Origin of the sequence: Pseudomonas sp. Irchel s3a12 (assembly GCF_900187485.1) — a bacterium.
GTDB lineage: Bacteria > Pseudomonadota > Gammaproteobacteria > Pseudomonadales > Pseudomonadaceae > Aquipseudomonas > Aquipseudomonas neuropathica.
Genome location: NZ_FYDN01000008.1, coordinates 272859 through 294760, shown reverse-complemented (window position 1 = coordinate 294760; position 21902 = coordinate 272859). Strand labels below are relative to the sequence as shown.

Sequence of the window (21902 nt, the reverse complement as noted above, 5' to 3'; positions counted from 1 at the left end):
TGTCGTTACAGGGTGTCTGGCTCAAGCCACGCTGAGCCTAGCAGTTGCCTGACATATTGAGACTCAGCTGTATCTGTGCGCGCTATAGGATTTTTCCTAAGCTGATGAATGAGCCTTTCGAACAGCTTCATTTCCTGCCGAATCAACGAGAACCATCACCATGAGCGACAACCGACAGTGGGCCCGCGAAGCCATCCGCATCATCGAAGCGGATTTCCAGCGCAGCGCCGACACCCACCTGATCCCTTTGCCGCTACCGGGTTTTACGGGCATCGAGTTGTACTTCAAGGATGAGTCCAGCCATCCGACCGGCAGCCTCAAGCATCGGTTGGCGCGCTCGCTGTTCCTCTATGCATTGTGTAATGGCTGGCTGAAACCCGGCGCACCGGTGATCGAGGCGTCCAGCGGTTCGACGGCCATTTCCGAGGCGTACTTTGCGCGGATGCTCGGTTTGCCGTTCATTGCGGTGATGCCGGCGACTACCTCCAAGGAAAAAATCGCGCAGATCGCTTTCTACGGTGGCCAGAGCCATCTGGTGAAAGATCCGACGCAGATCTACGCCGAATCCGAGCGCCTGGCCCGCGAGCATGGCGGCCACTTCATCGACCAGTTCACCTACGCCGAACGTGCCACTGACTGGCGCGCGAACAACAACATTGCCGAATCGATCTTCCAGCAGATGCGCTACGAGAAACACCCGGAACCGAGCTGGCTGATTTCCAGCCCCGGCACCGGCGGCACCACCGCGACCCTGGGTCGTTACGTGCGCTATCGCCAGCATTGCACCCGCGTGTTGTGCGCCGATGCCGAGCGTTCGGTGTTCTTCGATTACTACCAAACGGGCGATGCGAGTTTGCGCCTGGACTGCGGTTCGCGCATTGAAGGCATTGGCCGGCCGCGCGTTGAGGCGTCGTTCCTGCCGAAGGTGATCGATGCAATGGTCAAAGTGCCGGATGCCTTGTCGCTGGCCGCCATGCATTATCTGGCGCAGCGCCTGGGACGGCATGTTGGCGGGTCGAGCGGGACCAATCTGATCGGTGCGTTGATGGCGGCGCAGCAGATGAAAGCGGCGGGGGAGTCGGGGTCGATCGTGGCGATTCTGTGCGATGGCGGCGAGCGGTATGCCGACACCTATTACGATCAGGATTGGCTGAAGGCGCAGGGGTATGAACTGGCTGGATTGATCGACGCAGTGGCGGCGAGTGCCGAGCGGGGTGAGGCGCTGCCGACTTCAGTACAGCGCGCCAATATCTGATGCAGCGAAATCAACTGTAGGAGTGAGCCTGCTCGCGATAGCGGTACTCCATTCAACATCAATGTTGAATGGAGTACCGCTATCGCGAGCAGGCTCACTCCTACAGGGTTTTGTGTCAGTCAGTCAGGCCGAGGATGTCCCGTGCCACGGCTTCGGCAATGCGAATCCCGTCAACACCCGCCGACAGAATGCCGCCCGCATAACCCGCGCCTTCACCGGCCGGGAACAAGCCCTTCACGTTCATGCTCTGCAGCAATTCATTACGGGTAATGCGCAGCGGCGATGAAGTGCGCGTCTCGATGCCAGTCAACACTGCATCGTGTAACGAATAACCGCGAATCTGCTTCTCGAACGCTGGCAAGGCTTCGCGAATCGCTTCAATCGCAAAATCCGGCAAGGCCAAGGCCAGATCACCCAGCGCCACCCCCGGTTTGTACGACGGCTCGACTTCGCCCAGTTCGGTCGATGGGATGTCGTTGATGAAGTCGCCAACCAGTTGCGCCGGCGCCTTGTAATCGCTGCCGCCGAGGATAAAGGCGTGGGATTCCAGGCGTTCCTGCAACTCGATCCCGGCCAGCGGGCCGCCCGGGTAATCGACTTCCGGCGTAATCCCGACAACGATGCCTGAGTTGGCATTGCGCTCGTTACGCGAGTACTGGCTCATGCCGTTGGTGACCACGCGATTCGGCTCGGAAGTCGCCGCGACCACGGTGCCGCCCGGGCACATGCAGAAGCTGTAGACCGAGCGGCCGTTCTTGGCGTGGTGCACCAGTTTGTAGTCGGCAGCCCCGAGTTTCGGGTGGCCAGCGTATTTGCCCAGGCGCGCACGGTCGATCAGCGATTGCGGGTGTTCGATACGGAAACCCACCGAGAACGGCTTGGCTTCCATGAACACACCACGGCTGTGGAGCATGCGGAAGGTGTCGCGGGCGCTGTGGCCGAGGGCCAGAACCACGTGTTTCGAATGCAGGGTTTCGCCGCTGGCCAGTTGCACGCCGACCAGTTGGCCGTCTTCGATCAGGACGTCGCTGACGCGCTCCTGGAAACGCACTTCGCCGCCCAATTCGCGGATCTGTTCGCGCATGTTTTCAACCATGCCGGTCAGACGGAATGTACCGATGTGCGGTTTGCTGACGTAGAGGATTTCTTCCGGCGCGCCGGCTTTGACGAATTCGTGCAGGACTTTGCGGCCAAGGAATTTCGGGTCCTTGATCTGGCTGTACAGCTTGCCGTCGGAGAATGTGCCCGCGCCGCCTTCGCCGAACTGCACGTTGGACTCGGGGTTGAGCACGCTTTTACGCCACAGGCCCCAAGTGTCCTTGGTACGCTGACGGACTTCGGTGCCGCGTTCGAGAATGATCGGCTTGAAGCCCATCTGTGCCAGCAGCAGGCCGGCGAAGATCCCGCACGGACCGAAACCGACGACGATCGGGCGCTGACCCAGATCGCTTGGCGCCTGGCCGACGAATTTGTAGCTGACATCCGGCGCCACGTTGACGTTACGGTCGTCGGCGAACTTGCCCAACACGTTGGCCTCGTCGCGCACTTCGAGGTCGATGGTGTAGATGAAGCACAGTTCGGAGGACTTTTTGCGCGCATCGTAGCTGCGCTTGAACAAGGTGAAATCGAGCAAATCATCGCTGGCGATGCCCAGACGTTGCACGATGGCAACGCGCAGGTCTTCTTCGGGATGGTCGATTGGCAGCTTGAGTTCAGTGATTCGTAACATGGCGAGGATCCGGGTTCGCGGGGCGCACAACTGCGCCAGGGCGTTTGAAGGCCGCGATTATAAGCCGCAAAGGCCGGATCCGGTGAGGCTAAAACGCTCAGTCGTTGCGCGATCCGCCGAAATACCCGCAACCACGCTGCACCTGGCCGTCGATGCGCAACTCGGCGCTCATGTGCTGCACGCTGCCGGTGCTGCTGTCGACGCAGCGTTGCGGTGCGACCCACAATTCGATGCGCTGGTTGTTGGCTTCGCTGCTCAGATTGAAGCGGCCATCGCCCAATTGATCTTCAATATACGGCACAGCAAGTGGCGGCTGACCTTCGCGGTCGATGACCATGCCTTTGCCGCTGACTTTGACGTTCCATTCCGGGCCGTGGCCGGTGGCGCGCAGGATCAGCAGTTTGAAGTTGGGGTCATCGCAGGCAGTGCCGGAGCGTTCGACGCGATACAGCTGCGTCAGATCGAGTCGATCACCGGCGACTTTGCCGCGAACGTCGGCAAACAGTTTGCCTTGCTCGTCCGCGAGGGTCGCGGCTTCCTGCAGAATGCTGGTGCCACCCATGTCATTGACGACGAGTTGGCGCTGATCCTGGCATGGCTGGAACACCAGTTTGCCGTCAGCGGCGGTCAGTTGCCCCTGCATCCGCGTCTGCCCGACGTGCGAGGCACTTTCTCGCTGGCCATCGAACAACTGGCAAGCGGCAAACAACGGCAGCAGGGCAATAACGACTAACGAACGGGCAACACGCATCTTCGGCTCTCCAGACAAGTGCCGCCACGTTACGCAGCCTGACCGTTCATCACAAGGGTTTAGCCCACGTGAAATGTCTGACCTGTCTGCAAGCCTTCGACACTTTTCGCGTAGGCCAGCGCCACATCCGCCGCAGGAACCGGCTTGTAACCACGGAAATACGGGGCGTAGCTACCCATCGCTTCTAATAGCACGGTCGGGCTGATCGAGTTCACTCGCAGGCCGCGTGGCAGTTCGATGGCGGCGGCGCGAACGAAGCTGTCCAGTGCACCGTTAACCAGCGCTGCCGAGGCGCCGCTGCGGATCGGATCATGGCTGAGCACGCCGGTGGTAAAGGTGAACGAGGCGCCGTCATTGGCGAATTCGCGGCCGATCAGCAGCAGATTGACCTGGCCCATCAGTTTGTCTTTAAGCCCGAGGGCGAAGCTGTCTTCAGTCATCTCGCCCAGTGGGGCGAAGGTCACGTTTCCGGCAGCGCAGACCAGTGCATCGAACTTGCCGGTCTTTTCGAACAATTTGCGGATCGATGCGCTGTCGCTGATATCCACCTGCAAGTCACCGCTGGTGCGGCCAATGCGGATGACTTCATGGCGTTGCGACAGTTCTTTGTCCACCGCTGAACCAATGGTGCCGCTAGCGCCTATCAACAGAATCTTCATCGTGCCGTACCTCAAGTGATTGAACGAGGTTTCAGTCTAGAGTGGTTTTTTCTGTGGATAAGCGCGCTAATAGGCAACCTTTGGTTTTCAAATGGAAACAATCCATGAGCGAAATGGATGATCTGGCGGCGTTCGCGGTGTTGATCGAAGCGGGCAGTTTCACTTTGGCGGCGCAGCAGTTGGGTTGCAGCAAGGGCCAGTTGTCCAAACGCATCAGCCAGCTCGAAGCGCAGTTTTCCGTTGTGTTGCTGCAACGCACCACCCGGCGCTTGAGCCTGACTGCGGCGGGCGCTGCGTTACTGCCGCAGGCGCAGGCGCTTGTAGTCCAGGTCGAAAAAGCGCGTCAGGCATTGGCGCGATTGAAGGACGATATGGCCGGACCGGTGCGTATGACCGTGCCGGTGTCGCTGGGCGAAACCTTCTTTGATGGTCTGCTGTTGGAGTTCTCGCACAAATACCCCGAGGTGCAGATCGAGCTTGAGTTGAATAACAGTTACCGCGATTTGTCTCGGAACGGGTTTGATCTGGCGATCCGTAGCGAAGTGGCCAACGACGAGCGACTGGTCGCCAAACCGTTACTGGCATGGCAGGAAATGACCTGCGCGAGCCCGGCTTACCTCGAACGCTTCGGTGAACCGTTGACCCCGCAGGCACTGGCCGAGCATCGATGTTTGCTCAACAGCCACTACAGCGGGCGTGAGGAATGGCTTTATCACCAGCAACACGAATTGCTGCGGGTGCGGGTGTCGGGACCGTTTGCCAGCAACCATTACAACTTGCTGAAGAAAGCCGCGCTTAGCGGCGCCGGTATCGCGCGACTGCCTTCCTACTTGCTGCAAGCGGAATTGGCTGACGGTCGATTGCGCTGGCTCCTGCGCGATTTTCAGACCCGGCGCATGCCGATGTACCTGGTGCATCCGTATCAGGGCGGACTGCCGAAGCGCACGCAAGTACTCGCTGACTATCTGATCGGCTGGTTCAGACGCAGCGGTGAGGCGCTGGATCGCCTCCAGCGCTGATCATATGAACATAAACCCCATGTAGGAGCTGCCGAAGGCTGCGATCTTTTGATTTTTTTTTTTTTTCAAAGCAAGATCAAAGGATCGCAGCCTTCGGCAGCTCCTACAGGTCGGCGTTCAGTTGGCGAAATGGCGGGCGATCAGATGATCAATCGACAACTTGCCCGGCCCCGTCGCCATCAGGTACAGCAACACCGCCGCCCAGGTGCCGTGGGTCGGATAGGCATCGGGATACACAAACAGTTGAATGGTCAGGGTCATCCCCAACAGCGCCAACGCCGAAAAACGCGTAGCGAAGCCGATCAGAATCAGCAGCGGAAAAAAGTGCTCGGCGAACGCGGCCATGTGCGCGGCAATCTCTGGCGACAATAACGGCACGTGGTATTCGCTCTTGAACAACGGAATCGTCGAGTCGGCCAGACGTGGCCAGCCGAGTTGAAAAGTGCCGTCAATCAAATCAATGGCCAAACCTTCAACCTTGGTCTGTCCTGATTTCCAGAACACCGCGGCAATCGAGAAACGCGCAATGAACGCGATCAGGCTGTGGGGGATTTTTTCCAGCAGCGCGATGGCGCGGGTGATGAGCGTTTTCATGGCAGTTCCTTGTTATTCAAGTGGGTAATGGCGTTGTGCGCGATCAGCAAGCCAAGGGTTTGCGCGAGGTCGAACTCAGGGCTGTTTTCCGCCGCTTTCAGCAGTGGCTGGCCATCGATCAGGTTGCGGATAAACGTACTGGCGCCGGGGTCAACGGCAAACACTTCGACGTCCAGGCCATTGCGCAATACCAGCGCGTGTTGCCTTTGGTTGATGTCGATGCCCTCCAGTGTCGCGTCGTGTTGATGTGCGCCCCAGATCGCCACCACGGCATAGGTTGAGTCGAGCAGGTGCAGGGAGGGATGAAGGTCGAGGCGCAGCTCACTCAGCGTTTGCGCATCAGTCAGTGCTGCCGTGATTTCTTCTGGCCGGACGGGCAGGGCGTCGGCGGCGTGATAGGCGAGGGTGCGCAGGTGCTCAAGGCGCGCCACGTCGGCCAGATAAGGCACGCTGCCGGCCGGTTCAAACGCTGCAATGAAGTCCGCAAATTGTTCGCCGTAGCGGCTCATCAACCGACTTTGCGGCGGTTGCTGTTGTACGAAAACGGCCGCCATGGCGCGGAAGAATTCTTCGCCCACCAATTGCACAACCACTGGATAGCTGTCGCCCAACGCATTGCTCAGCGAGCCCTGCACGTTGTTGCGATACACCGCGAAACGGCTCGCCGGATCAGCCCCGTTGGCACTGCACAGACCTTCGGGGCAGGGCAGCCGCGTGTCGATGAGCGCAGCCGCGAAAGCGCGTTGAGTGCTCATGTGCGGCCTCCGGCATCGCGCAAAAGCGCATCAGCCTGTTGCGCCTCGGACAGCAGCACCGTGAACGCCGGCACTTGATTGTCGCGTTCGATCAATGTCGCCACCGGGCCGGTGCGCTGCAGCACTTGCCGGTACAAACCCCAGACGGCTTGATCGATCGGCGCGCCGTGATCATCGATCAGCAAACGGTCGCCGAGGCTGTCGCTATCTTCGGCAAAACCGGCCAGATGAATCTCGCCAACCCTGTGCAGGGGCAGGGCATCGAGATACGCCAGCGGATCACGCTGATGGTTCACGCAGGAAACGTAGACATTGTTGACGTCCAGCAACAGGCCACAGCCGCAGCGGCGAATGACCTCTGCGATGAAGTCTGCCTCATCGATCGTCGAGCGCTCGAACGCCAGATAGGTTGCCGGATTCTCCAGCAGCATGGGTCGTTGGAGGGTGTTCTGCACCTGATCGATATGTTCGCAGACGCGGTTCAGCGTCGGCGTGTCATAGGCCAGTGGCAGCAGGTCATTGAGAAACACCGGGCCGTGGCTCGACCAGGCCAGATGCTCGGAAAAGGATTGCGGTTGATAGCGCCGAATCAGTTCGGCGAGGCGCTTGAGGTGCTGTTCATCCAGCGGCTCTTCAGCACCGATGGACAAGCCGACACCGTGCAGCGACAGCGGATACTGCTCGCGGATCAAACCGAGAAAATGATGAAACGGACCGCCGGCCACCATGTAGTTTTCGGCGTGGACTTCGAAGAAGCCGATGTCCGGTTGTGAGCCGAGCACTTCACGAAAGTGCCCGGTCTTGAGTCCCAGCCCGGCACGGGGCGGGAGCCCGGAGAGGGCTGCCTGAGTGCGGGGTTGGGCATGGTCATTGAGGGTGAGCATGATCGTCACTCAGGCAGTTCGCGGATCAGGACTTGGCTTTGAACGCTTCCATCTGACCGAAACCGGTCGGCGAGGTCTTGCTCTCGGTGGTGGCGCAGGTGCCTTTCGGAACGAGTTTCCAGGCGTTGGCCTGGTAGTCCGTTTTCGACGTGCCGGCACAAGTGGTGCCTGCGCCTGCGGCGCAATCGTTGTGACCTTTCATGGCCACGCCGAAGCATTTTTCCATGTCGGCGTCAGCGGCGTGGACGGTCGATACAGCAGCCATGCTCAGGGCAGAACCGAGGGCCAGAACCAGGGCAGTGGCGGACAGGGTGCGAGTGGTAGCAGTCATGATGTTTCTCCAGTCTTGTTCAGGGTTTTTACAAGCGCGGTTGCGCTTGCTTACCCCTCTAGAGAAACGCGGTAGGGTTACGTTACAGCCCCCTCAAAATCTTTTTGAAAAAATGCAAATACCTGTAGGAGTGAGCCTGCTCGCGATGGCGTCGTGTCAGACGCCGATGATGTTGAATGACACTACGCCATCGCGAGCAGGCTCACTCCTACAAGGGATTTTTGGAGAATCTGAAAATCGTACAGGCACAAAAAAAACGGCCCGAAGGCCGTTTTTTTGTTGGGCGAAACACATCAACCGCCGAGGTACGCCTCGCGTACTTTCGGGTCGGTCAGCAGTGCTTCACCAGTGCCTTGCATGACCACACGGCCGTTCTCCAGAACGTAGGCGCGGTCAGCGATTTTCAGCGCCTGGTTGGCGTTCTGCTCGACCAGGAACACGGTCACACCGTCCTTGCGCAGCATTTCGATGATGTCGAAAATCTGCTGGATGATGATCGGTGCCAGGCCCAGTGACGGCTCGTCGAGCAGCAGCAGTTTCGGCTTGCTCATCAGCGCACGGCCGATGGCGAGCATTTGCTGTTCGCCGCCGGACATGGTGCCGCCGCGCTGGTTGAAGCGTTCTTTCAGGCGCGGGAACAGGCCGAGGACCTTGTCCATTTGTTCCTGATAGTCGCCCTTGTCGGTGAAGAAGCCGCCCATGGAGAGGTTTTCTTCAACGGTCAGACGGGCGAATACCCGACGACCTTCCGGCACCACCGCGATGCTCTTGCGCATGATCTGCGACGAGTCCTGGCCGACCAGTTCCTCACCCATGTAGCGGATGCTGCCGCTATGCGCTTGCGGCGAACCGCAGAGCGTCATCAGCAGCGTGGACTTGCCGGCACCGTTGGCGCCGATCAGGGTCACGATCTCGCCCTGACGGACTTCGACGTTGACGCTGTGCAGGGCCTGGATCTTGCCGTAGAAGGTGGAAACGTTTTCGAACTGCAGCATTTACGCTTCCCCCAGGTAGGCTTTGATCACTTCAGGATTGTCGCGGATCTGTTCCGGTGTGCCGTCGGCCAGAGGCGTGCCCTGGTTGATCACGACGATGTGGTCGGAAATGCTCATGACCAGTTTCATGTCGTGTTCGATCAGCAGCACGGTGACGTTGTGCTCTTCACGCAGCACGCCGATCAGCGCCTTGAGGTCTTCGGTTTCCTTCGGGTTCAGACCGGCCGCCGGTTCGTCGAGCATGAGGATCCGTGGACGGGTCATCATGCAGCGAGCGATTTCCAGACGCCGTTGCTGACCGTAGGCCAGGGTGCCGGCGGTACGGTTGGCGAACTCTTTGAGGTTGACCTTTTCCAGCCAGTACTCGGCAAATTCCATGGCCTCGCGCTCGCTTTTGCGGAACGCCGGGGTCTTGAACAGACCGGCCAGGAAGTTGGTGTTGAGGTGACGGTGCTGGGCGATCAACAAGTTTTCGACCGCCGTCATGTCCTTGAACAAGCGCACGTTCTGGAAGGTGCGCACCACGCCTTTGAGGGCGATCTTGTGGCCCGGCAGGCCTTGGATCGGCTCGCCGTCCAGCAGGATGCTGCCGCCGGTGGGCTGATAGAAACCGGTCAGGCAGTTGAACACAGTGGTCTTGCCCGCGCCGTTCGGCCCGATCAATGCAACCACTTGTTTTTCTTTGACGGTCAGGGCCACACCGTTGACCGCCAGCAAGCCGCCGAAGCGCATGCTCAGGTTTTCGACTTTAAGGATCTCGCGGCTCATTTTCGCAACTCCATGTGTGGGCGTTGCATCGGCAGCAGACCTTGTGGACGCCAGATCATCATCAACACCATCAGGGCACCGAACATCAGCATGCGGTACTCACTGAACTCACGCATCATTTCCGGCAACAGGATCATCACCACGGCCGCGAGAATCACGCCCAGTTGCGAGCCCATGCCACCCAGCACGACGATGGCGAGGATGATCGCCGACTCGATGAAGGTGAACGACTCCGGCGTCACTAGACCCTGACGTGCAGCGAAGAAGCTACCGGCGAAACCGGCGAACGCAGCGCCGAGGGTGAAGGCGGACAGCTTGATGATCGTCGGATTCAGCCCCAGCGCACGGCAAGCGATTTCGTCTTCACGCAGCGCTTCCCAGGCACGGCCGATCGGCATGCGCAGCAGGCGGTTGATGACGAACAGTGCGGCCAGCGCCAGCAACAGGGCAACGAGGTAGAGGAAGATCACCTTGTTGATCGAGTTGTATTGCAGACCGAAATACTCGTGGAAGGTTTGCATGCCTTCCGCGGCCTTACGTTCGAAGGTCAGGCCGAAGAACGTCGGTTTCTCGATGTTGCTGATGCCGTTCGGGCCACCGGTGATGTCGGTCAGGTTACGCAGGAACAGACGGATGATCTCGCCGAAGCCGAGGGTTACGATCGCTAGATAGTCACCGCGCAAACGCAGCACCGGGAAGCCCAGCAGGAAACCGAACGTCGCCGCCATCAGGCCGGCAATCGGCAGGCAGATCCAGAAGCTCAGGCCGTAGTAGTGCGACAGCAGCGCGTAGCTGTAGGCGCCGACGGCGTAGAAGCCGACGTAACCGAGGTCAAGCAGACCGGCCAGACCGACGACGATGTTCAGGCCGAGGCCGAGCATCACGTAGATCAGGATCAGCGTCGCGATGTCCACCGCGCCACGCGAGCCGAAGAACGGCCACACCAGCGCCACCAGGATCAGCGCAATGATGAAATAGCGCTGGGTGGTCGGCAGGGTCAGGAAGTTGCTGGCCTTGGCCGGAATCAGCGGCAAGCCCGGCGAGGATCGCCAGGCCTTGCTGATCTGCTGATTGAACAGCACGCGCAGGAACATCAGTACCGAGCAGATGGCGATGGTCGCCAGCACGGCCGGGCTGGTGTTGTGCACTTCCAGGTTGATGCCGACGATGGTCAGTTTCAGACCGAGTACCGGGTAGGCCACGGCCCACACCAGCAAAGCGCTGAACAGCGCCTGTTTAAGATTCCTAGTCATACTTTCTCAACCTCCGGACGGCCCAGAATGCCGGTCGGACGGAACAACAGCACCAGAACCAACAAGCCGAAAGCCACGACGTCCTTGTACTGGTCGCCGAAGATATCGGCACCAAAGGCTTCCGCCACCCCAAGCACCAGCCCGCCGAGCATGGCGCCGGGGATGCTGCCGATACCGCCCAGTACCGCTGCGGTGAAGGCTTTGAGGCCGACGAGGAAACCGGCGTTCGGGTTGATTACGCCGTACTGCATGCTCAGCAGCACAGCCGCAACGGCCGCCAGCGCGGCACCGATGACGAAGGTCAGGGCAATGATGTTGTTGGTGTTGATGCCGAGCAGGTTGGCCATCTTGATGTCTTCGGCGCAGGCGCGGCAGGCGCGACCCAGGCGAGAGCGGGAGATGAACAGGGTCAGGCCGAGCATGGCGATCAGGGTCACCACGAACACCACGATCTGCATGTAGGAAATCAGCACTTCTTGTGCGCCACCTGGGCCGAAGGCAATGTTGCCCGGAATCAGGTTGGGGATAGCTTTGTCCTTGGAGTCTTGCGCCAGCAGAACGGTGTTCTGCAGGAAGATCGACATACCGATTGCGGAAATCAGCGGGATCAGACGGTTGCTGCCGCGCAACGGGCGGTAGGCAATGCGTTCGATGCTGTAACCGTAGGAACTGGTGACGACGATGCTGGCGATAAACGCTGCGGTCATCAACAGCGGGACACTGTCGAGTCCCATCATGGTCAGCCCGGCGATGGCGATGAACGCCACGTAGGAACCGATCATGTACACCTCGCCGTGGGCGAAGTTGATCATTCCAATGATGCCGTAGACCATCGTGTAGCCGATGGCGATCAGGGCATACATGCTGCCAACGTTCAGGCCGTTAACCAGCTGTTGGAAGAAGTGATAGATGTCAGGCATTACAGCGCTCCTAAAAACCTGATACGCATTTCACTGGTGGAGTCATTTTCCCGCCCGGCCCCGTGGATCTTTATCCACTTCGAATCCGGGTTTTGCCAGCGAACCGCTGATGACGGTTTTGAGATTTTCAGGTGGGGAGACTGGCGGATCACGCCAGCGCGGCCCAATACATTCGTAAAACAAAGCCCACGGCACGCCGTGGGCTTTATTGGCAGTCAGTCAGGCAGCGCCTTACTGAGGTGACACTTCGGTTTTCGGCTTGCCGTTGTGCCACTCGTAGACTACGAATTTGAAGTCTTTCAAGTCGCCCTTGGCGTCGAAGCTCAGATCGCCAGTAGGCGTCTTGAAGGTACCGGCATGAATGGCTTCAGCCACTTTGGTCGCGTCTTCGGACTTGGCTGCCTTGATGCCTTCGGCAATCACTTCAACCGCCGAGTAGGAAGGGAACACGAACGGGCCGCTCGGATCTTCTTTCTTCGCCTTGAAAGCATCAGCCAGGGCAATGTTGGCTGGATCCTGGTCGAAGGATTTCGGCAGGGTCACCAGCAGGCCTTCGGCCGCGTCTTTGGCGATCTGGGTGATCGAGTCGTTACCCACGCCTTCCGGACCCATGAACTTGGCTTTCAGGCCTTTTTCCTGGGCTTGACGCAGGATCAGACCCAGCTCCGGGTGGTAGCCGCCGTAGTAAACGAAGTCGACGTTGGCTTGTTTGAGTTTGGCGATGATCGCCGAGAAGTCTTTGTCGCCGGCGTTGACGCCTTCGAACACGGCAACCTTGGTGCCTTTCTTCTCGAGGGTCGATTTCACAGCGGTGGCGATGCCTTCACCGTACTGCTGTTTGTCGTGCAGCACGCCAACGATTTTCGGTTTGACGTGATCGGCAATGTAGTTACCGGCGGCAGGGCCCTGGGCGCTGTCCAGACCGATGGTGCGGAAGATCATTTTGTAACCACGGGCGGTGATGTCCGGGCTGGTGGCAGCCGGGGTGATCATGATCACGCCTTCGTCTTCGTAGATGTCCGAAGCCGGTTGAGTGGAGCTGGAGCACAGGTGACCAACCACGAACTTGACGCCGTCGTTGACGACCTTGTTCGCGACCGCTACCGCTTGTTTCGGATCGCAGGCATCGTCGTATTCAACGGCTTCGAGCTTCTTGCCGTCGACACCGCCCTTGGCGTTGATTTGCTCGATGGCCATTTTCGCGCCACTGAACTGCATGTCGCCGTACTGGGCTACAGGACCGGTTTTAGGACCGGCGATACCGATTTTGATGGTGTCAGCTGCGAACGAATGGCTGGCAACCCCGGCCAGAACCATAGCGGCAAACAGTTTGGAAATCTGCTTAGTAGCCTTAGTCATAGTGCTCCACTCTTACTGTTGTAATTTTTTTGAGTTCTGGCGCCGTAGCAGCAGAACCGGGTCAGATATCTTTGCGATACCCTCCGGAAATGCCCCCGGCAACTGTACCGGTACAGTGTAGAGCGCCGGTTGTCAGCCTGGGAAGCGGGCGCCGAGGGGCAAAACTTCGGGGTGTCGCATTTTTGAATGAAAAAGACAGAATTGCGGCGGGGCGTTCGTGGGCATATATCCCAATCAGCAGCATTCCCTGGCGTTCCTGCTCTTTTCGTTCGGTGCAGCCATTTGCAACCGGGTTTTGCTGGCGGACCACCGACGTTATTATTCGCGTCGATTTCTTTTCCGGACAGCACCCATGAATCAAGAACCTAGCACCCTCTATGCCAAGCTGCTTGGTGAAACCGCATCTATTACCTGGAAAGAGTTGGAGCCGTTCTTCGCCAAGGGTGCCCTATTGTGGGTCGACCCTGCGCTGGATTTGATCGCCGCTGCCGAGGCCGTGGCGTCGGATGATGGCGAGAAAGTGGCTGCCTGGCTGGCCGAAGACAGACTCGCCAAGCTGTCTGAAACGCGGGCGCTGGATCTTTTCGAGCGCGATCCGTCGTTGTGGGCGGTGGTGGTTTCGCCGTGGATTATGATCCAGGAAAGGGCAGTCGCTGCTGACGTCGCACCGTGATAGTGCGACCAGCCATCAGCGAAAAGTGTGTAGCGGAGTAGCGTGATGGCACGTTGCCGTAGAGAAACACCACAAGCGCAGGCGGGCTCACGGTGACGTAAACGTAACGGGAACAGTTTAGTAAGCAGCCTAACGGCTGCTTAATTGTTTCTGGATATTGGAAAGGCCGAAATCTTCAGTGAATTTGAAGGCCTCTTCGCGAGCAGGCTCGCTCCCACATTTGGAATGTATTCCCCTGTGGGAGCGAGCCTGCTCGCGAATGGGGCGACTCGTTCTCAGATCAGATCAGATTAGACCGAGAACGACTTGCCGGTATGGTTATTGAGGGAAATAACCTTGGTCTTGCCAATCCGGTGACGGTAAATCTCGCGCAGGTACTTGATCGACTTCTTCACGCAATCACGCGACAAACGAATGTCGTTGATCGAGACAAACTTCTCTTTGTCGTTGATCAACTCGCGGTACTTCTTCTCGTACATCGGTTTTATTGCATACCAGTTAGTGTCGAGGATCTTCGCCGGGTTCTCGAATTCGTTGAGCAGGTCGTCGATGCGGTCTTCGTCGAACTCTTCGTTGATGATGAAATCGAGGATCGAGTTGTCCAGGGTCTCGTCGAAACGGTACGGGTTCTTCGCGAAGCAGCGCTTGATAAACGCCACGATCAAGGTCAGGAAGTCATCCGACAGGCACGGGCTCTTCGCGATCAGGGTGGTCAGCGAGAGGTTGGCCGAGGCGCCGATCACCAGCGCGTAACGCTTGAGCGTGGTGTTGGGGAACAGGCTGTTGAGGTGAGTCTTCAACCGGTTCAGGTCCATGTACGACAGCTTGTAGTCTTTCGGCAACGAGACAATCGAGACCACCGACGAGCAGTTCTTGAAGAAGTGCAGGTCGTGCAGCGCGGCAGCGTCGTAGCCGGAATTCTTGTACTGCTCCAGCGAAGCGCGATAACGCTTGGACTCAATCGGCAACAGACTGATGCCTTCAATCGCCTGGGTGACTTTGTTGAAGTGCGGCAGGTCGATCGAGCGGAAGAACAGGTCGTCGATGTTCAGGCGCTGCGGCTCTTTGTCGAACACCTTGAACTTGTCGCTGCTCGGTGGCGGGGTTTCCGGCACCACCGATTCGGCGTAGGCAATTGCCACCGGGCCGGCCAGACTCATGAACAGGTCGTTGGCGTCGAGGCGAATGGTTTCGCCGATGTCGATGCCGGCGCGGCGGAAGTAGTTCTGGTCGTAGTCGGTGGTGACGGCCTGCGCTGTCAGAATGTTGAAGATCTGCTGCGAGATGTATTGATTGGCGTGCTTCTCCATCGCATTGACATCAATGTTCTGGATGTTGCCGTCATCGCTTTCTTCGGCGTAACGCATGATGTCGTTGGAGATCAGCATCATTGCGTTCCAAGGGCGGATACGGCCCATGACGCTGGCTTCGCTGCTGTCTTCATTGGCGAAGTTGTAGGAGAAATCCCACTCTTCCGAAAGATATTTGCACAGCAGGCGACCGGCGTTGATGTGCAGCGCCTCGGACATTTCGCTGCGGTGATCGGAGATGTTCGGCAGCACGCAGATGCCGCTGGTGAAGATCGGTTCGAACACGAACGAATGCCCGCTCTTGCCGTCATGCTCATCCATCGGCTTGGTGTCGAACGTCTTGTTCATGTACGAGTGCTGTTGGGCCAGACCGAACTCCGAAGCCATGCCGGAACCGGTACCGCCGCCGGCACTGAAGATCGAGAAATACAGGCGCGACTGGTTGGCCTTGATGCCGCAGCTGTCGATCAGGTACGAATGGATCATTTTCCAGTCAGGGCTAGAGAAGCGCTGGGTGTCCTTGTTGAGGATGATCTTCGCCAGGTACTGGCCGAGGATCGGCGCGTTACCGGCGCCACCGGCGTGGACTTCGGACAAGTCCATGATCTTCATTTTGCTGTAGTCGCGCAGGAAGCCGCTTTTCTCGCCCTTACGCGAGAAACGGATGCGCCCGGCGATGTCCTTGTCGAGGTCGCCGAGCATCACCAGCGGTTCGACCAGGAACACCGGTTTGGTCGATTTGTTCGGGCCGATGCGCAGGTTGTTCTTGATCCACTGGGCCGGGCTGTAGCCCTTGTCGGCCAGACGCCGATCTGCCGCGCGGTCTTCGTTGTTGAATTCGTTGAGGTAAAACTTGCGCGCGTTGTACACCAGCTCCGCGACATCGAGCGCGATGTTGGAGCCGCAGCGACCGAGGCCGATCAGGCACACAGACGGGAATTCCTGGTCGTTGTGCTGTTCGTTATCGCCTTCCAGGTGCGGCGGGCGCGGGAACACCAGATCACGCAAACCGTCGAGGTTGTCGAGGATGCGGTCGGTATTGGTTTCGGTGAAGTACAGGTATTGCTGAGTCGACAGCGGGCGCGACGGCAGCAATGGCTTCGACGGTGACGGGCTGTTGGCGGCGGGGCTCAAAGTCAGATCGGATACCGCAGTGGCGGGATTGTTTTTAGAAGTCATTGTGCGCCATATACCTGGACTGGGTTGGCTCGTGGGCTTTTGCCTGCGAACCTCACGGAATAAGATCTCGCGTCTTTGTGCGCGAATTGAGCCCGAGCATCAGGTTTTTGGCCTGACTGTCGCTGGGGGGAATCCTTTCCTGATCGTTGATGAATCGGCCATTATTCGGCGATCTTTAATCGAAAAGAGGCAAAATGATGTCAACGCTACCTTCGTTGGGGTTCGCCGGAATCGGTCTGATGGGCCTGCCCATGTGCCGGCGTTTGTTGGCGGCGGGTTATCCGCTGACCGTGTGGAACCGCAACCCGGCCAAGTGCGCGCCATTGGTCGAGGCCGGCGCGCGACAGGTAGCGAGCCCCGCTGAACTGTGCGAACACGCTGACGTGGTGATGCTGTGTCTGGCCGATACGGCGGTGGTTCGCGAGGTGGTGTTTGGCCCTGTTGGTGTTGCCGAAGGCGCGAAGAGAGGCCAGTTGCTGGTGGATTTTTCCAGTCTTGAGCCGACCGCCACGCGCGAGATGGCCACAGAACTGGCGGAGAAAACCGGCATGGCCTGGTTGGACTCACCGGTGTCCGGTGGCGTGGTGGGTGCCGAGGCGGGCAGTCTGGCAATCATGGTCGGTGGTGACGCTGCGGATCTTGAGCGGGTGCGCCCGGTGTTGCTCAATCTCGGTCAGCGCGTCACGCACATGGGCGGCATCGGTGCGGGGCAGGTGACCAAGGCCTGCAATCAGATGATCGTCGCCTGCAACGCGCTGGTGATTGCCGAGGTGGTGGCGCTCGCCGAGCAAGCGGGGGTCGATGCGAGCCTGATCGCCGAAGCGCTGGCCGGTGGTTTTGCCGACTCCAAACCGTTGCAGATCCTCGCCCCGCAAATGGCTGACAGCCGTTTCGAACCGATCAAATGGCACGTGCGCACATTGCTCAAGGATCTCGACACCGCCGTCAAATTCTCCCGCGAACAGGGTTCGGCGACGCCGATCAGCGGATTGGCCGCACAACTGATGCGCCTGCATGGGGCGCAAGGCTATTTGGCGCAGGATCCAGCGACACTGGTGCAAATGTACCGCGCGCCAGAATCAGCGGATTGACCGTGTGTGAATGCTTGCGCTGATTGATTTCTTCCAGCACCGGGCGCAACTCGTCCAGCGGCACGGGGCGACTGAGCAGGTAACCCTGGATGAAATCGCAGCCCGAGCGTTCAAGGAATTCGTACTGCTCCAGACTTTCCACGCCTTCGGTCACCACCTGTAAACGCAAGGTGTGCGCCATAACGATGATCGCCTGGACGATCTCCATGTCGGCGGTCGCCGTGGGAATGTCGAGGATAAACGAGCGGTCGATTTTCAGGGTGTTGAGCGGCAGGCGTTTGAGGTAGGCCAGCGAGGAATAACCGGTGCCGAAGTCGTCGATCGACAACGACACACCGAGCGCACGAATCTGACGCAGCAGCACCAGGGTGTTGGCAATGTTGCCCATCAACGCGTTTTCGGTGACTTCCAGTTCCAGCCGTCCCGGCGCCACCCCGGCGGTGCGTAATGCGCTTTCGATTTCCGTGGCCAGTTCTTCCCGGGTGAGGTTGAGCGGAGAGCAGTTCCAGGCAATTTTCAGTTCTTCGCAGCCATGCCGCGAGAGTTCGCCCAGATCCTTGCAGGCCCGGCGCAGCACCCAATTATCCAGTTCGGCAATCAGGCCATTATTTTCGGCGATAGAGATAAAGCGATCCGGGGTCAGCAACCCGTGCAGTGGATGCTGCCAGCGGATCAGTGCTTCAAGCTTGGTGACGCGGCCGGTCTTCAGTTCGAAGATTGGTTGGTAATACAGCGTCAGGCCGTTTTCTTCGCGCAAAGCGTGGCGCAATTCTTCTTCCAGTTGCAGCTCGAAGCTGGCGCGGGTCTTGAGGTTGGAACTGAAAAAATGCAGGCCGTTGCGCCCCGCGCCTTTGGATTGATACAGCGCCAGATCCGCGTGTTTGAGCAATTCTTCGCAGGTGCTGCCATCCTCCGGAAACAGACTGATGCCGATGCTGGTGGTCATCACCATGCGGCGTCCGGCCAGTTCGATCGGCTCCTTCATCTTGAGCATGATGCGCTGGGCCATGTTGCGGGCTTCTTCGCGGTCACGCAGATTGATGAGGATGCAGAACTCGTCGCCGCCGAAACGCGCGACCACGTCTTCATGGCTGCGCACCGAGCCTTTGATGTGCTGGGCGATGACTTTGAGCAGTTCGTCACCGGCGTCATGGCCGAGGCTGTCGTTGATCCGCTTGAAGTGGTCGATGTCGAGAAACATCACCGCGAGCATGCCGCCCTCGGTGGCTTTCTGGCAGAGTTTCTCGGCGAAGATCTGGTTGAACCCGCGGCGGTTGATCAGGTTGGTCAGGGCGTCGTAGTTGGCCGCTTGTTGCAGCGACATGCGCGCCTGATCGAGCTGGCTGAGCAGGGCGTTGACGCGGCGCAGGTCCTCTTCTTTGTTCTGCAGTTTCTTGTCGGCCAGCGCCGCACTGATCGCACTGCCAAGGATCAGCAGGATGATCAGCGCCACGGTCAGGCCCAGTTGCAGATGCCCGTTATCGCCGCCGCTCGCTGTCAGGCCTCCCTCGGGAAGAACCAGATCCAGCGCAGCCATGCCGGTGAAATGCATGCTGATGATGCCAGCGCCGAGAATCAGCGCAGCGCCGTACTTGAGCAACTGATGCGCCACGCCGCTGCCTTCGCTCAGATAGCGGGCCACACACAGCGCGGCGAAACTGGCGCCGATGGCGATCGCCACAGACAGCGCGAACAGTCCTGGCTGATAGTAGGCGGTGGCGCTCGACTTCATCGCCGCCATGCCAACGTAATGCATGCCGGCGATGCCCAGGCCGATGACAAACGCGGTTTTCAAGCAATGCAACGCACTCGGCTGCGCTTCGCTCAAAGTTTGCATGGCCAGCCAAGAGGCGAGCAGGGCGATCAGCAACGAGAAAAGGGTGATACCAAGGTCGTACTGAATGTCGATCGGTGTCTGGAAAGCCAGCATGCCGATAAAATGCATGGCCCAGATGCCGCCAGCCAGGCAGGTCGCGCCGATCCAGCGCCAGATCCGCCGCGATCCCGGATCTTCGGCATTTACAACGCGCTCAGCCATATCCAGGGTGGCGAAACTGGCTGCGCAGGCGACCAGATACGCAACCATCACCAGGAGAGGGTTGTGACTGCAATCGAGGATGACCTGCCCGCTCTCCGGCAGCTCGGCAACAAACTGCAAACCAAGCCACTCCATAGCATGCCCCGTCTCTGAAGTCGTCCCGAGTGCGCGTTGAACGCAGTTGAATGTCAGGAGTATAGAGGCCGATTTCGGCGTGCAAGCGGTAGTGGCACATTGGCGCTAATGATTTTGGCATTAGCGTCATAGCGATTGGCGCTAAAAGCTTAAGCGATCTGTTCGAAAGGGATTTGCGCCCAATCGGGTTGCAGGGGCGGCAAGCCGAAACGCGCGCGGGCCTTATCGCAATCGACATTCTGCTCGCCGTTTTCCCACGACGACTCGAATTCGCGGCAGGGGCTGGAACGCAGTTCATAAATCGAACACTTCACCTCGCTGCCGACTTCGCCGACCAACGCCGTGCAGCGCGGCGATTTGCAGTCGGTGCCGTTCATCGCCACCCGGCTGGGGCTGATCTGTGTGACCAGTTCATCAGGCACCGTGCCGCCGGAAGATGCGCACTCACCCCAAAAGAAAGACACGCGAAAATGGGAACAGCAGGCACCGCAATTCAGACACGGACTGACTTCAGACATGGGCGAGGGTATCAAAGGGATTGATCGGGAGATCCGGACGGATCCGGCGGCCATTCTAGGCTTTGCCGCAGACTTGGGAAGGGGGGCAGGAAACTATTTTTTTGTGGCAAGGTTTTGCCGCAAAAGCCCCGGTTTTCGGGGGATTTCAGGCTTATCAAGGGCTTACGTTTCGTTACAGTGCCATGGGTCGATATCAGGCAGACGAATGATCACAGACAGCCTTTGCGCGGCTGACTAGATTGCAGGTTCCGGGCTCGGATGCGGTGGCAGTGAAGCCCTATAACAATAAAGAGACGGACCCATGCAGAACTCGACCCAAGCGGCGAATGCCTGGCGCATTCTGTTCCTGCTGTTCCTCGCCAACCTGTTCAACTTTTTCGACCGCACCATTCCGGCGATCATCATCGAGCCGATCCGCATGGAATGGCACCTCAGTGACTTTCAACTGGGCATCGTCGGTACCGCATTCACCATTGTTTACGCGATTGCCGGACTGCCGCTGGGGCGGATGGCCGATACCGGTTCGCGTAGCAAGCTGATGGGCTGGGGCCTGGCGACGTGGAGTGCGCTGACGGCAGTCAATGGCCTGGTCGGCAGTTTCTGGAGCTTCCTGATCGTGCGCATGGGCATCGGCATCGGTGAAGCCAGTTATGCGCCGGCGGCCAACTCGCTGATCGGTGATTTGTTTCCTGCCCATCGTCGGGCGCGGGCGATGGGCATATTCATGCTCGGTTTGCCGTTAGGGCTGTTGCTGGCGTTTTTCACCATCGGGGCGATGGTCAAGGCGTTCGACAGCTGGCGTGCGCCGTTCTTTATTGCCGCAGTACCAGGGCTGATCCTGGCGATTTTCATGTTCTTCATTAAAGAGCCGAAGCGCGGGGCGGCGGAAACCGTGCAGGTTTCGCAAGAAAAGGTCGACAAGCCGATCCGGCGGATTCTGGCGGTGCCGACTTTTCTCTGGCTGGTGATGGCCGGGTTGTGCTTCAACTTTGCGACGTATGCCTGTAACTCGTTTTTGGTGCCGATGCTGCAACGCTATTTCCTCATGTCGTTGCAGGAAGCGGCGGTGGCCACCGGAGTTATCGTTGGCGTGACCGGGCTGGTCGGCTTGACCCTGGGCGGCTGGATTGCCGACAAAATTCACCAGCGTGTGGCCAACGGGAGACTGTTGTTTGCCGCGTTCAGCCTGATCATTTCAACGCTGTGCACGGCGTGGGCGCTGCACGCCGGGCGTATCGAGATCGGTGTATTCGTGGCGGTGTTCAGCGTCGGCTGGCTGTTCGCCTACAACTTCTACACCTGCGTTTATACGGCGATTCAGGACGTGGTCGAACCGCGCCTGCGAGCGACGGCGATGGCGTTGTTCTTTGCCGGGTTGTATCTGCTGGGCGGTGGTCTGGGGCCGGTGGTGGTGGGGGGCTTGTCGGATCATTTTGCGCACACGGCGATGCTGGCGGCGGGGGCGGAGCAGATGACCGAAGCGTTCAAGGCAGTCGGGCTGCATGATGCGATGTACCTGATTCCGGTGGCGCTGTTTTTGACCATGGTCTTTCTGTTTCTGGCGGCGCGGTGTTTTGTGCGCGATGCGCAGCGGATGAAGGAGGGGTTGGTTGCGGTGGTTGAGCCAGAAGTGGCTGCGGCGACTGCATAGCCGCTATCGCGAGCAGGCTCACTCCTACAGGGGGA

20 protein-coding genes are annotated in these 21902 nt (G+C 59.0%); 5 read left to right on the top strand and 15 right to left on the bottom strand.

What is annotated here, in order from left to right:
* The first annotated feature begins 160 nt into the window (after positions 1 to 160).
* Positions 161 to 1255, top strand: a complete 1095-nt coding sequence (locus CKW14_RS16015; RefSeq protein ID WP_095125622.1) for a PLP-dependent cysteine synthase family protein — start codon at positions 161 to 163, stop codon at positions 1253 to 1255.
* 115 nt (positions 1256 to 1370) lie between these two features.
* Here the strand turns inward: CKW14_RS16015 and CKW14_RS16010 are convergent, their stop codons facing one another.
* The 3 genes from CKW14_RS16010 to CKW14_RS16000 all read right to left on the bottom strand — a co-directional run bounded on the left by CKW14_RS16010 (position 1371) and on the right by CKW14_RS16000 (position 4394).
* Positions 1371 to 2984, bottom strand: coding sequence for an NAD(P)/FAD-dependent oxidoreductase (locus CKW14_RS16010; RefSeq protein WP_095125621.1), 1614 nt, complete (start codon positions 2982 to 2984; stop codon positions 1371 to 1373).
* 97 nt (positions 2985 to 3081) lie between these two features.
* The gene (locus tag CKW14_RS16005; protein WP_095125620.1) at positions 3082 to 3735 is read right to left on the bottom strand and encodes a COG3650 family protein; all 654 of its coding nucleotides are present in this window, start codon (positions 3733 to 3735) and stop codon (positions 3082 to 3084) included.
* 59 nt (positions 3736 to 3794) lie between these two features.
* Positions 3795 to 4394: a short chain dehydrogenase gene (locus CKW14_RS16000; RefSeq protein WP_095049138.1), complete on the bottom strand. Its 600-nt coding sequence runs from the start codon at positions 4392 to 4394 to the stop codon at positions 3795 to 3797.
* A gap of 104 nt (positions 4395 to 4498) precedes the next feature.
* On the opposite strand from CKW14_RS16000, the gene CKW14_RS15995 reads away from it, so the two are divergent.
* On the top strand, positions 4499 to 5413 hold the full coding sequence (locus CKW14_RS15995) for a LysR family transcriptional regulator (protein ID WP_095125619.1): 915 nt from the start codon (positions 4499 to 4501) through the stop codon (positions 5411 to 5413).
* 117 nt (positions 5414 to 5530) lie between these two features.
* On the opposite strand, the gene CKW14_RS15990 is transcribed toward CKW14_RS15995, so the two are convergent.
* The 9 genes from CKW14_RS15990 to CKW14_RS15945 all read right to left on the bottom strand — a co-directional run bounded on the left by CKW14_RS15990 (position 5531) and on the right by CKW14_RS15945 (position 13272).
* Positions 5531 to 6007: a DoxX family protein gene (locus CKW14_RS15990; protein ID WP_095125618.1), complete on the bottom strand. Its 477-nt coding sequence runs from the start codon at positions 6005 to 6007 to the stop codon at positions 5531 to 5533.
* Positions 6004 to 6762: a DUF2063 domain-containing protein gene (locus tag CKW14_RS15985; RefSeq protein ID WP_095125617.1), complete on the bottom strand. Its 759-nt coding sequence runs from the start codon at positions 6760 to 6762 to the stop codon at positions 6004 to 6006. The genes CKW14_RS15990 and CKW14_RS15985 overlap by 4 nt, the downstream gene beginning before the upstream one ends.
* Positions 6759 to 7646 carry a DUF692 domain-containing protein gene (locus tag CKW14_RS15980; RefSeq protein WP_095125616.1) on the bottom strand — a complete coding sequence of 296 codons (888 nt, stop codon included), beginning with the start codon at positions 7644 to 7646 and terminating at the stop codon, positions 6759 to 6761. The genes CKW14_RS15985 and CKW14_RS15980 overlap by 4 nt, the downstream gene beginning before the upstream one ends.
* Positions 7647 to 7671: 25 nt before the next feature.
* On the bottom strand, positions 7672 to 7977 hold the full coding sequence (locus tag CKW14_RS15975) for a DUF2282 domain-containing protein (RefSeq protein WP_095049143.1): 306 nt from the start codon (positions 7975 to 7977) through the stop codon (positions 7672 to 7674).
* Between the two features lie 293 nt (positions 7978 to 8270).
* A complete protein-coding gene (locus CKW14_RS15970) occupies positions 8271 to 8972 on the bottom strand; it encodes an ABC transporter ATP-binding protein (protein ID WP_008082262.1) in 702 nt (233 codons plus the stop codon).
* Positions 8973 to 9740 (bottom strand): high-affinity branched-chain amino acid ABC transporter ATP-binding protein LivG, encoded by a 768-nt coding sequence (gene livG, locus CKW14_RS15965; protein ID WP_041478028.1) that lies wholly within the window; start codon positions 9738 to 9740, stop codon positions 8973 to 8975.
* On the bottom strand, positions 9737 to 10993 hold the full coding sequence (locus tag CKW14_RS15960; RefSeq protein WP_093438700.1) for a high-affinity branched-chain amino acid ABC transporter permease LivM: 1257 nt from the start codon (positions 10991 to 10993) through the stop codon (positions 9737 to 9739). Before CKW14_RS15960 ends, livG begins: the two co-directional genes overlap by 4 nt.
* A complete protein-coding gene (gene livH / locus CKW14_RS15955) occupies positions 10990 to 11913 on the bottom strand; it encodes a high-affinity branched-chain amino acid ABC transporter permease LivH (protein WP_007918526.1) in 924 nt (307 codons plus the stop codon). Before livH ends, CKW14_RS15960 begins: the two co-directional genes overlap by 4 nt.
* Positions 11914 to 12144: 231 nt before the next feature.
* Positions 12145 to 13272, bottom strand: a complete 1128-nt coding sequence (locus CKW14_RS15945) for a branched-chain amino acid ABC transporter substrate-binding protein (protein WP_016986598.1) — start codon at positions 13270 to 13272, stop codon at positions 12145 to 12147.
* Between the two features lie 352 nt (positions 13273 to 13624).
* On the opposite strand from CKW14_RS15945, the gene CKW14_RS15940 reads away from it, so the two are divergent.
* Complete coding sequence (locus CKW14_RS15940) at positions 13625 to 13945, top strand: DUF2288 domain-containing protein (RefSeq protein ID WP_095125615.1); 321 nt, start codon at positions 13625 to 13627, stop codon at positions 13943 to 13945.
* A gap of 290 nt (positions 13946 to 14235) precedes the next feature.
* Here CKW14_RS15940 and CKW14_RS15935 read toward each other — a convergent pair whose 3' ends face one another.
* On the bottom strand, positions 14236 to 16434 hold the full coding sequence (locus tag CKW14_RS15935) for a hypothetical protein (RefSeq protein WP_095049146.1): 2199 nt from the start codon (positions 16432 to 16434) through the stop codon (positions 14236 to 14238).
* A 194-nt stretch (positions 16435 to 16628) separates the two neighbouring features.
* On the opposite strand from CKW14_RS15935, the gene CKW14_RS15930 reads away from it, so the two are divergent.
* Positions 16629 to 17525, top strand: a complete 897-nt coding sequence (locus CKW14_RS15930; protein ID WP_176471292.1) for an NAD(P)-dependent oxidoreductase — start codon at positions 16629 to 16631, stop codon at positions 17523 to 17525.
* Here the strand turns inward: CKW14_RS15930 and CKW14_RS15925 are convergent.
* On the bottom strand, positions 17416 to 19698 hold the full coding sequence (locus tag CKW14_RS15925) for a bifunctional diguanylate cyclase/phosphodiesterase (RefSeq protein WP_095125614.1): 2283 nt from the start codon (positions 19696 to 19698) through the stop codon (positions 17416 to 17418). The genes CKW14_RS15930 and CKW14_RS15925 overlap by 110 nt on opposite strands.
* 149 nt (positions 19699 to 19847) lie before the next feature.
* Entirely contained in the window at positions 19848 to 20216 is a 369-nt protein-coding gene (locus CKW14_RS15920) for a YkgJ family cysteine cluster protein (RefSeq protein WP_034155003.1), read from the bottom strand.
* Between the two features lie 301 nt (positions 20217 to 20517).
* Here CKW14_RS15920 and CKW14_RS15915 point away from each other — a divergent pair, with 301 nt between their 5' ends.
* Positions 20518 to 21867 (top strand): MFS transporter, encoded by a 1350-nt coding sequence (locus CKW14_RS15915; RefSeq protein ID WP_095125613.1) that lies wholly within the window; start codon positions 20518 to 20520, stop codon positions 21865 to 21867.
* The last annotated feature ends 35 nt before the right edge of the window (positions 21868 to 21902 follow it).

Coding starts and splice junctions, on each gene's coding strand:
- CKW14_RS15990 (WP_095125618.1), bottom strand. CDS start 6,007: ATGAAAACGCTCATCACCCGCGCCATCGCGCTGCTGGAAAAAATCCCC.
- CKW14_RS15980 (WP_095125616.1), bottom strand. CDS start 7,646: ATGCTCACCCTCAATGACCATGCCCAACCCCGCACTCAGGCAGCCCTC.
- CKW14_RS15930 (WP_176471292.1), top strand. CDS start 16,629: ATGATGTCAACGCTACCTTCGTTGGGGTTCGCCGGAATCGGTCTGATG.
- livG (WP_041478028.1), bottom strand. CDS start 9,740: ATGAGCCGCGAGATCCTTAAAGTCGAAAACCTGAGCATGCGCTTCGGC.
- CKW14_RS15920 (WP_034155003.1), bottom strand. CDS start 20,216: ATGTCTGAAGTCAGTCCGTGTCTGAATTGCGGTGCCTGCTGTTCCCAT.
- CKW14_RS15925 (WP_095125614.1), bottom strand. CDS start 19,698: ATGGAGTGGCTTGGTTTGCAGTTTGTTGCCGAGCTGCCGGAGAGCGGG.
- CKW14_RS15985 (WP_095125617.1), bottom strand. CDS start 6,762: ATGAGCACTCAACGCGCTTTCGCGGCTGCGCTCATCGACACGCGGCTG.
- CKW14_RS15945 (WP_016986598.1), bottom strand. CDS start 13,272: ATGACTAAGGCTACTAAGCAGATTTCCAAACTGTTTGCCGCTATGGTT.
- livH (WP_007918526.1), bottom strand. CDS start 11,913: ATGCCTGACATCTATCACTTCTTCCAACAGCTGGTTAACGGCCTGAAC.
- CKW14_RS15935 (WP_095049146.1), bottom strand. CDS start 16,434: ATGACTTCTAAAAACAATCCCGCCACTGCGGTATCCGATCTGACTTTG.
- CKW14_RS15975 (WP_095049143.1), bottom strand. CDS start 7,977: ATGACTGCTACCACTCGCACCCTGTCCGCCACTGCCCTGGTTCTGGCC.
- CKW14_RS16010 (WP_095125621.1), bottom strand. CDS start 2,984: ATGTTACGAATCACTGAACTCAAGCTGCCAATCGACCATCCCGAAGAA.
- CKW14_RS15915 (WP_095125613.1), top strand. CDS start 20,518: ATGCAGAACTCGACCCAAGCGGCGAATGCCTGGCGCATTCTGTTCCTG.
- CKW14_RS15960 (WP_093438700.1), bottom strand. CDS start 10,993: ATGACTAGGAATCTTAAACAGGCGCTGTTCAGCGCTTTGCTGGTGTGG.
- CKW14_RS16015 (WP_095125622.1), top strand. CDS start 161: ATGAGCGACAACCGACAGTGGGCCCGCGAAGCCATCCGCATCATCGAA.
- CKW14_RS16000 (WP_095049138.1), bottom strand. CDS start 4,394: ATGAAGATTCTGTTGATAGGCGCTAGCGGCACCATTGGTTCAGCGGTG.
- CKW14_RS16005 (WP_095125620.1), bottom strand. CDS start 3,735: ATGCGTGTTGCCCGTTCGTTAGTCGTTATTGCCCTGCTGCCGTTGTTT.
- CKW14_RS15940 (WP_095125615.1), top strand. CDS start 13,625: ATGAATCAAGAACCTAGCACCCTCTATGCCAAGCTGCTTGGTGAAACC.
- CKW14_RS15995 (WP_095125619.1), top strand. CDS start 4,499: ATGAGCGAAATGGATGATCTGGCGGCGTTCGCGGTGTTGATCGAAGCG.
- CKW14_RS15970 (WP_008082262.1), bottom strand. CDS start 8,972: ATGCTGCAGTTCGAAAACGTTTCCACCTTCTACGGCAAGATCCAGGCC.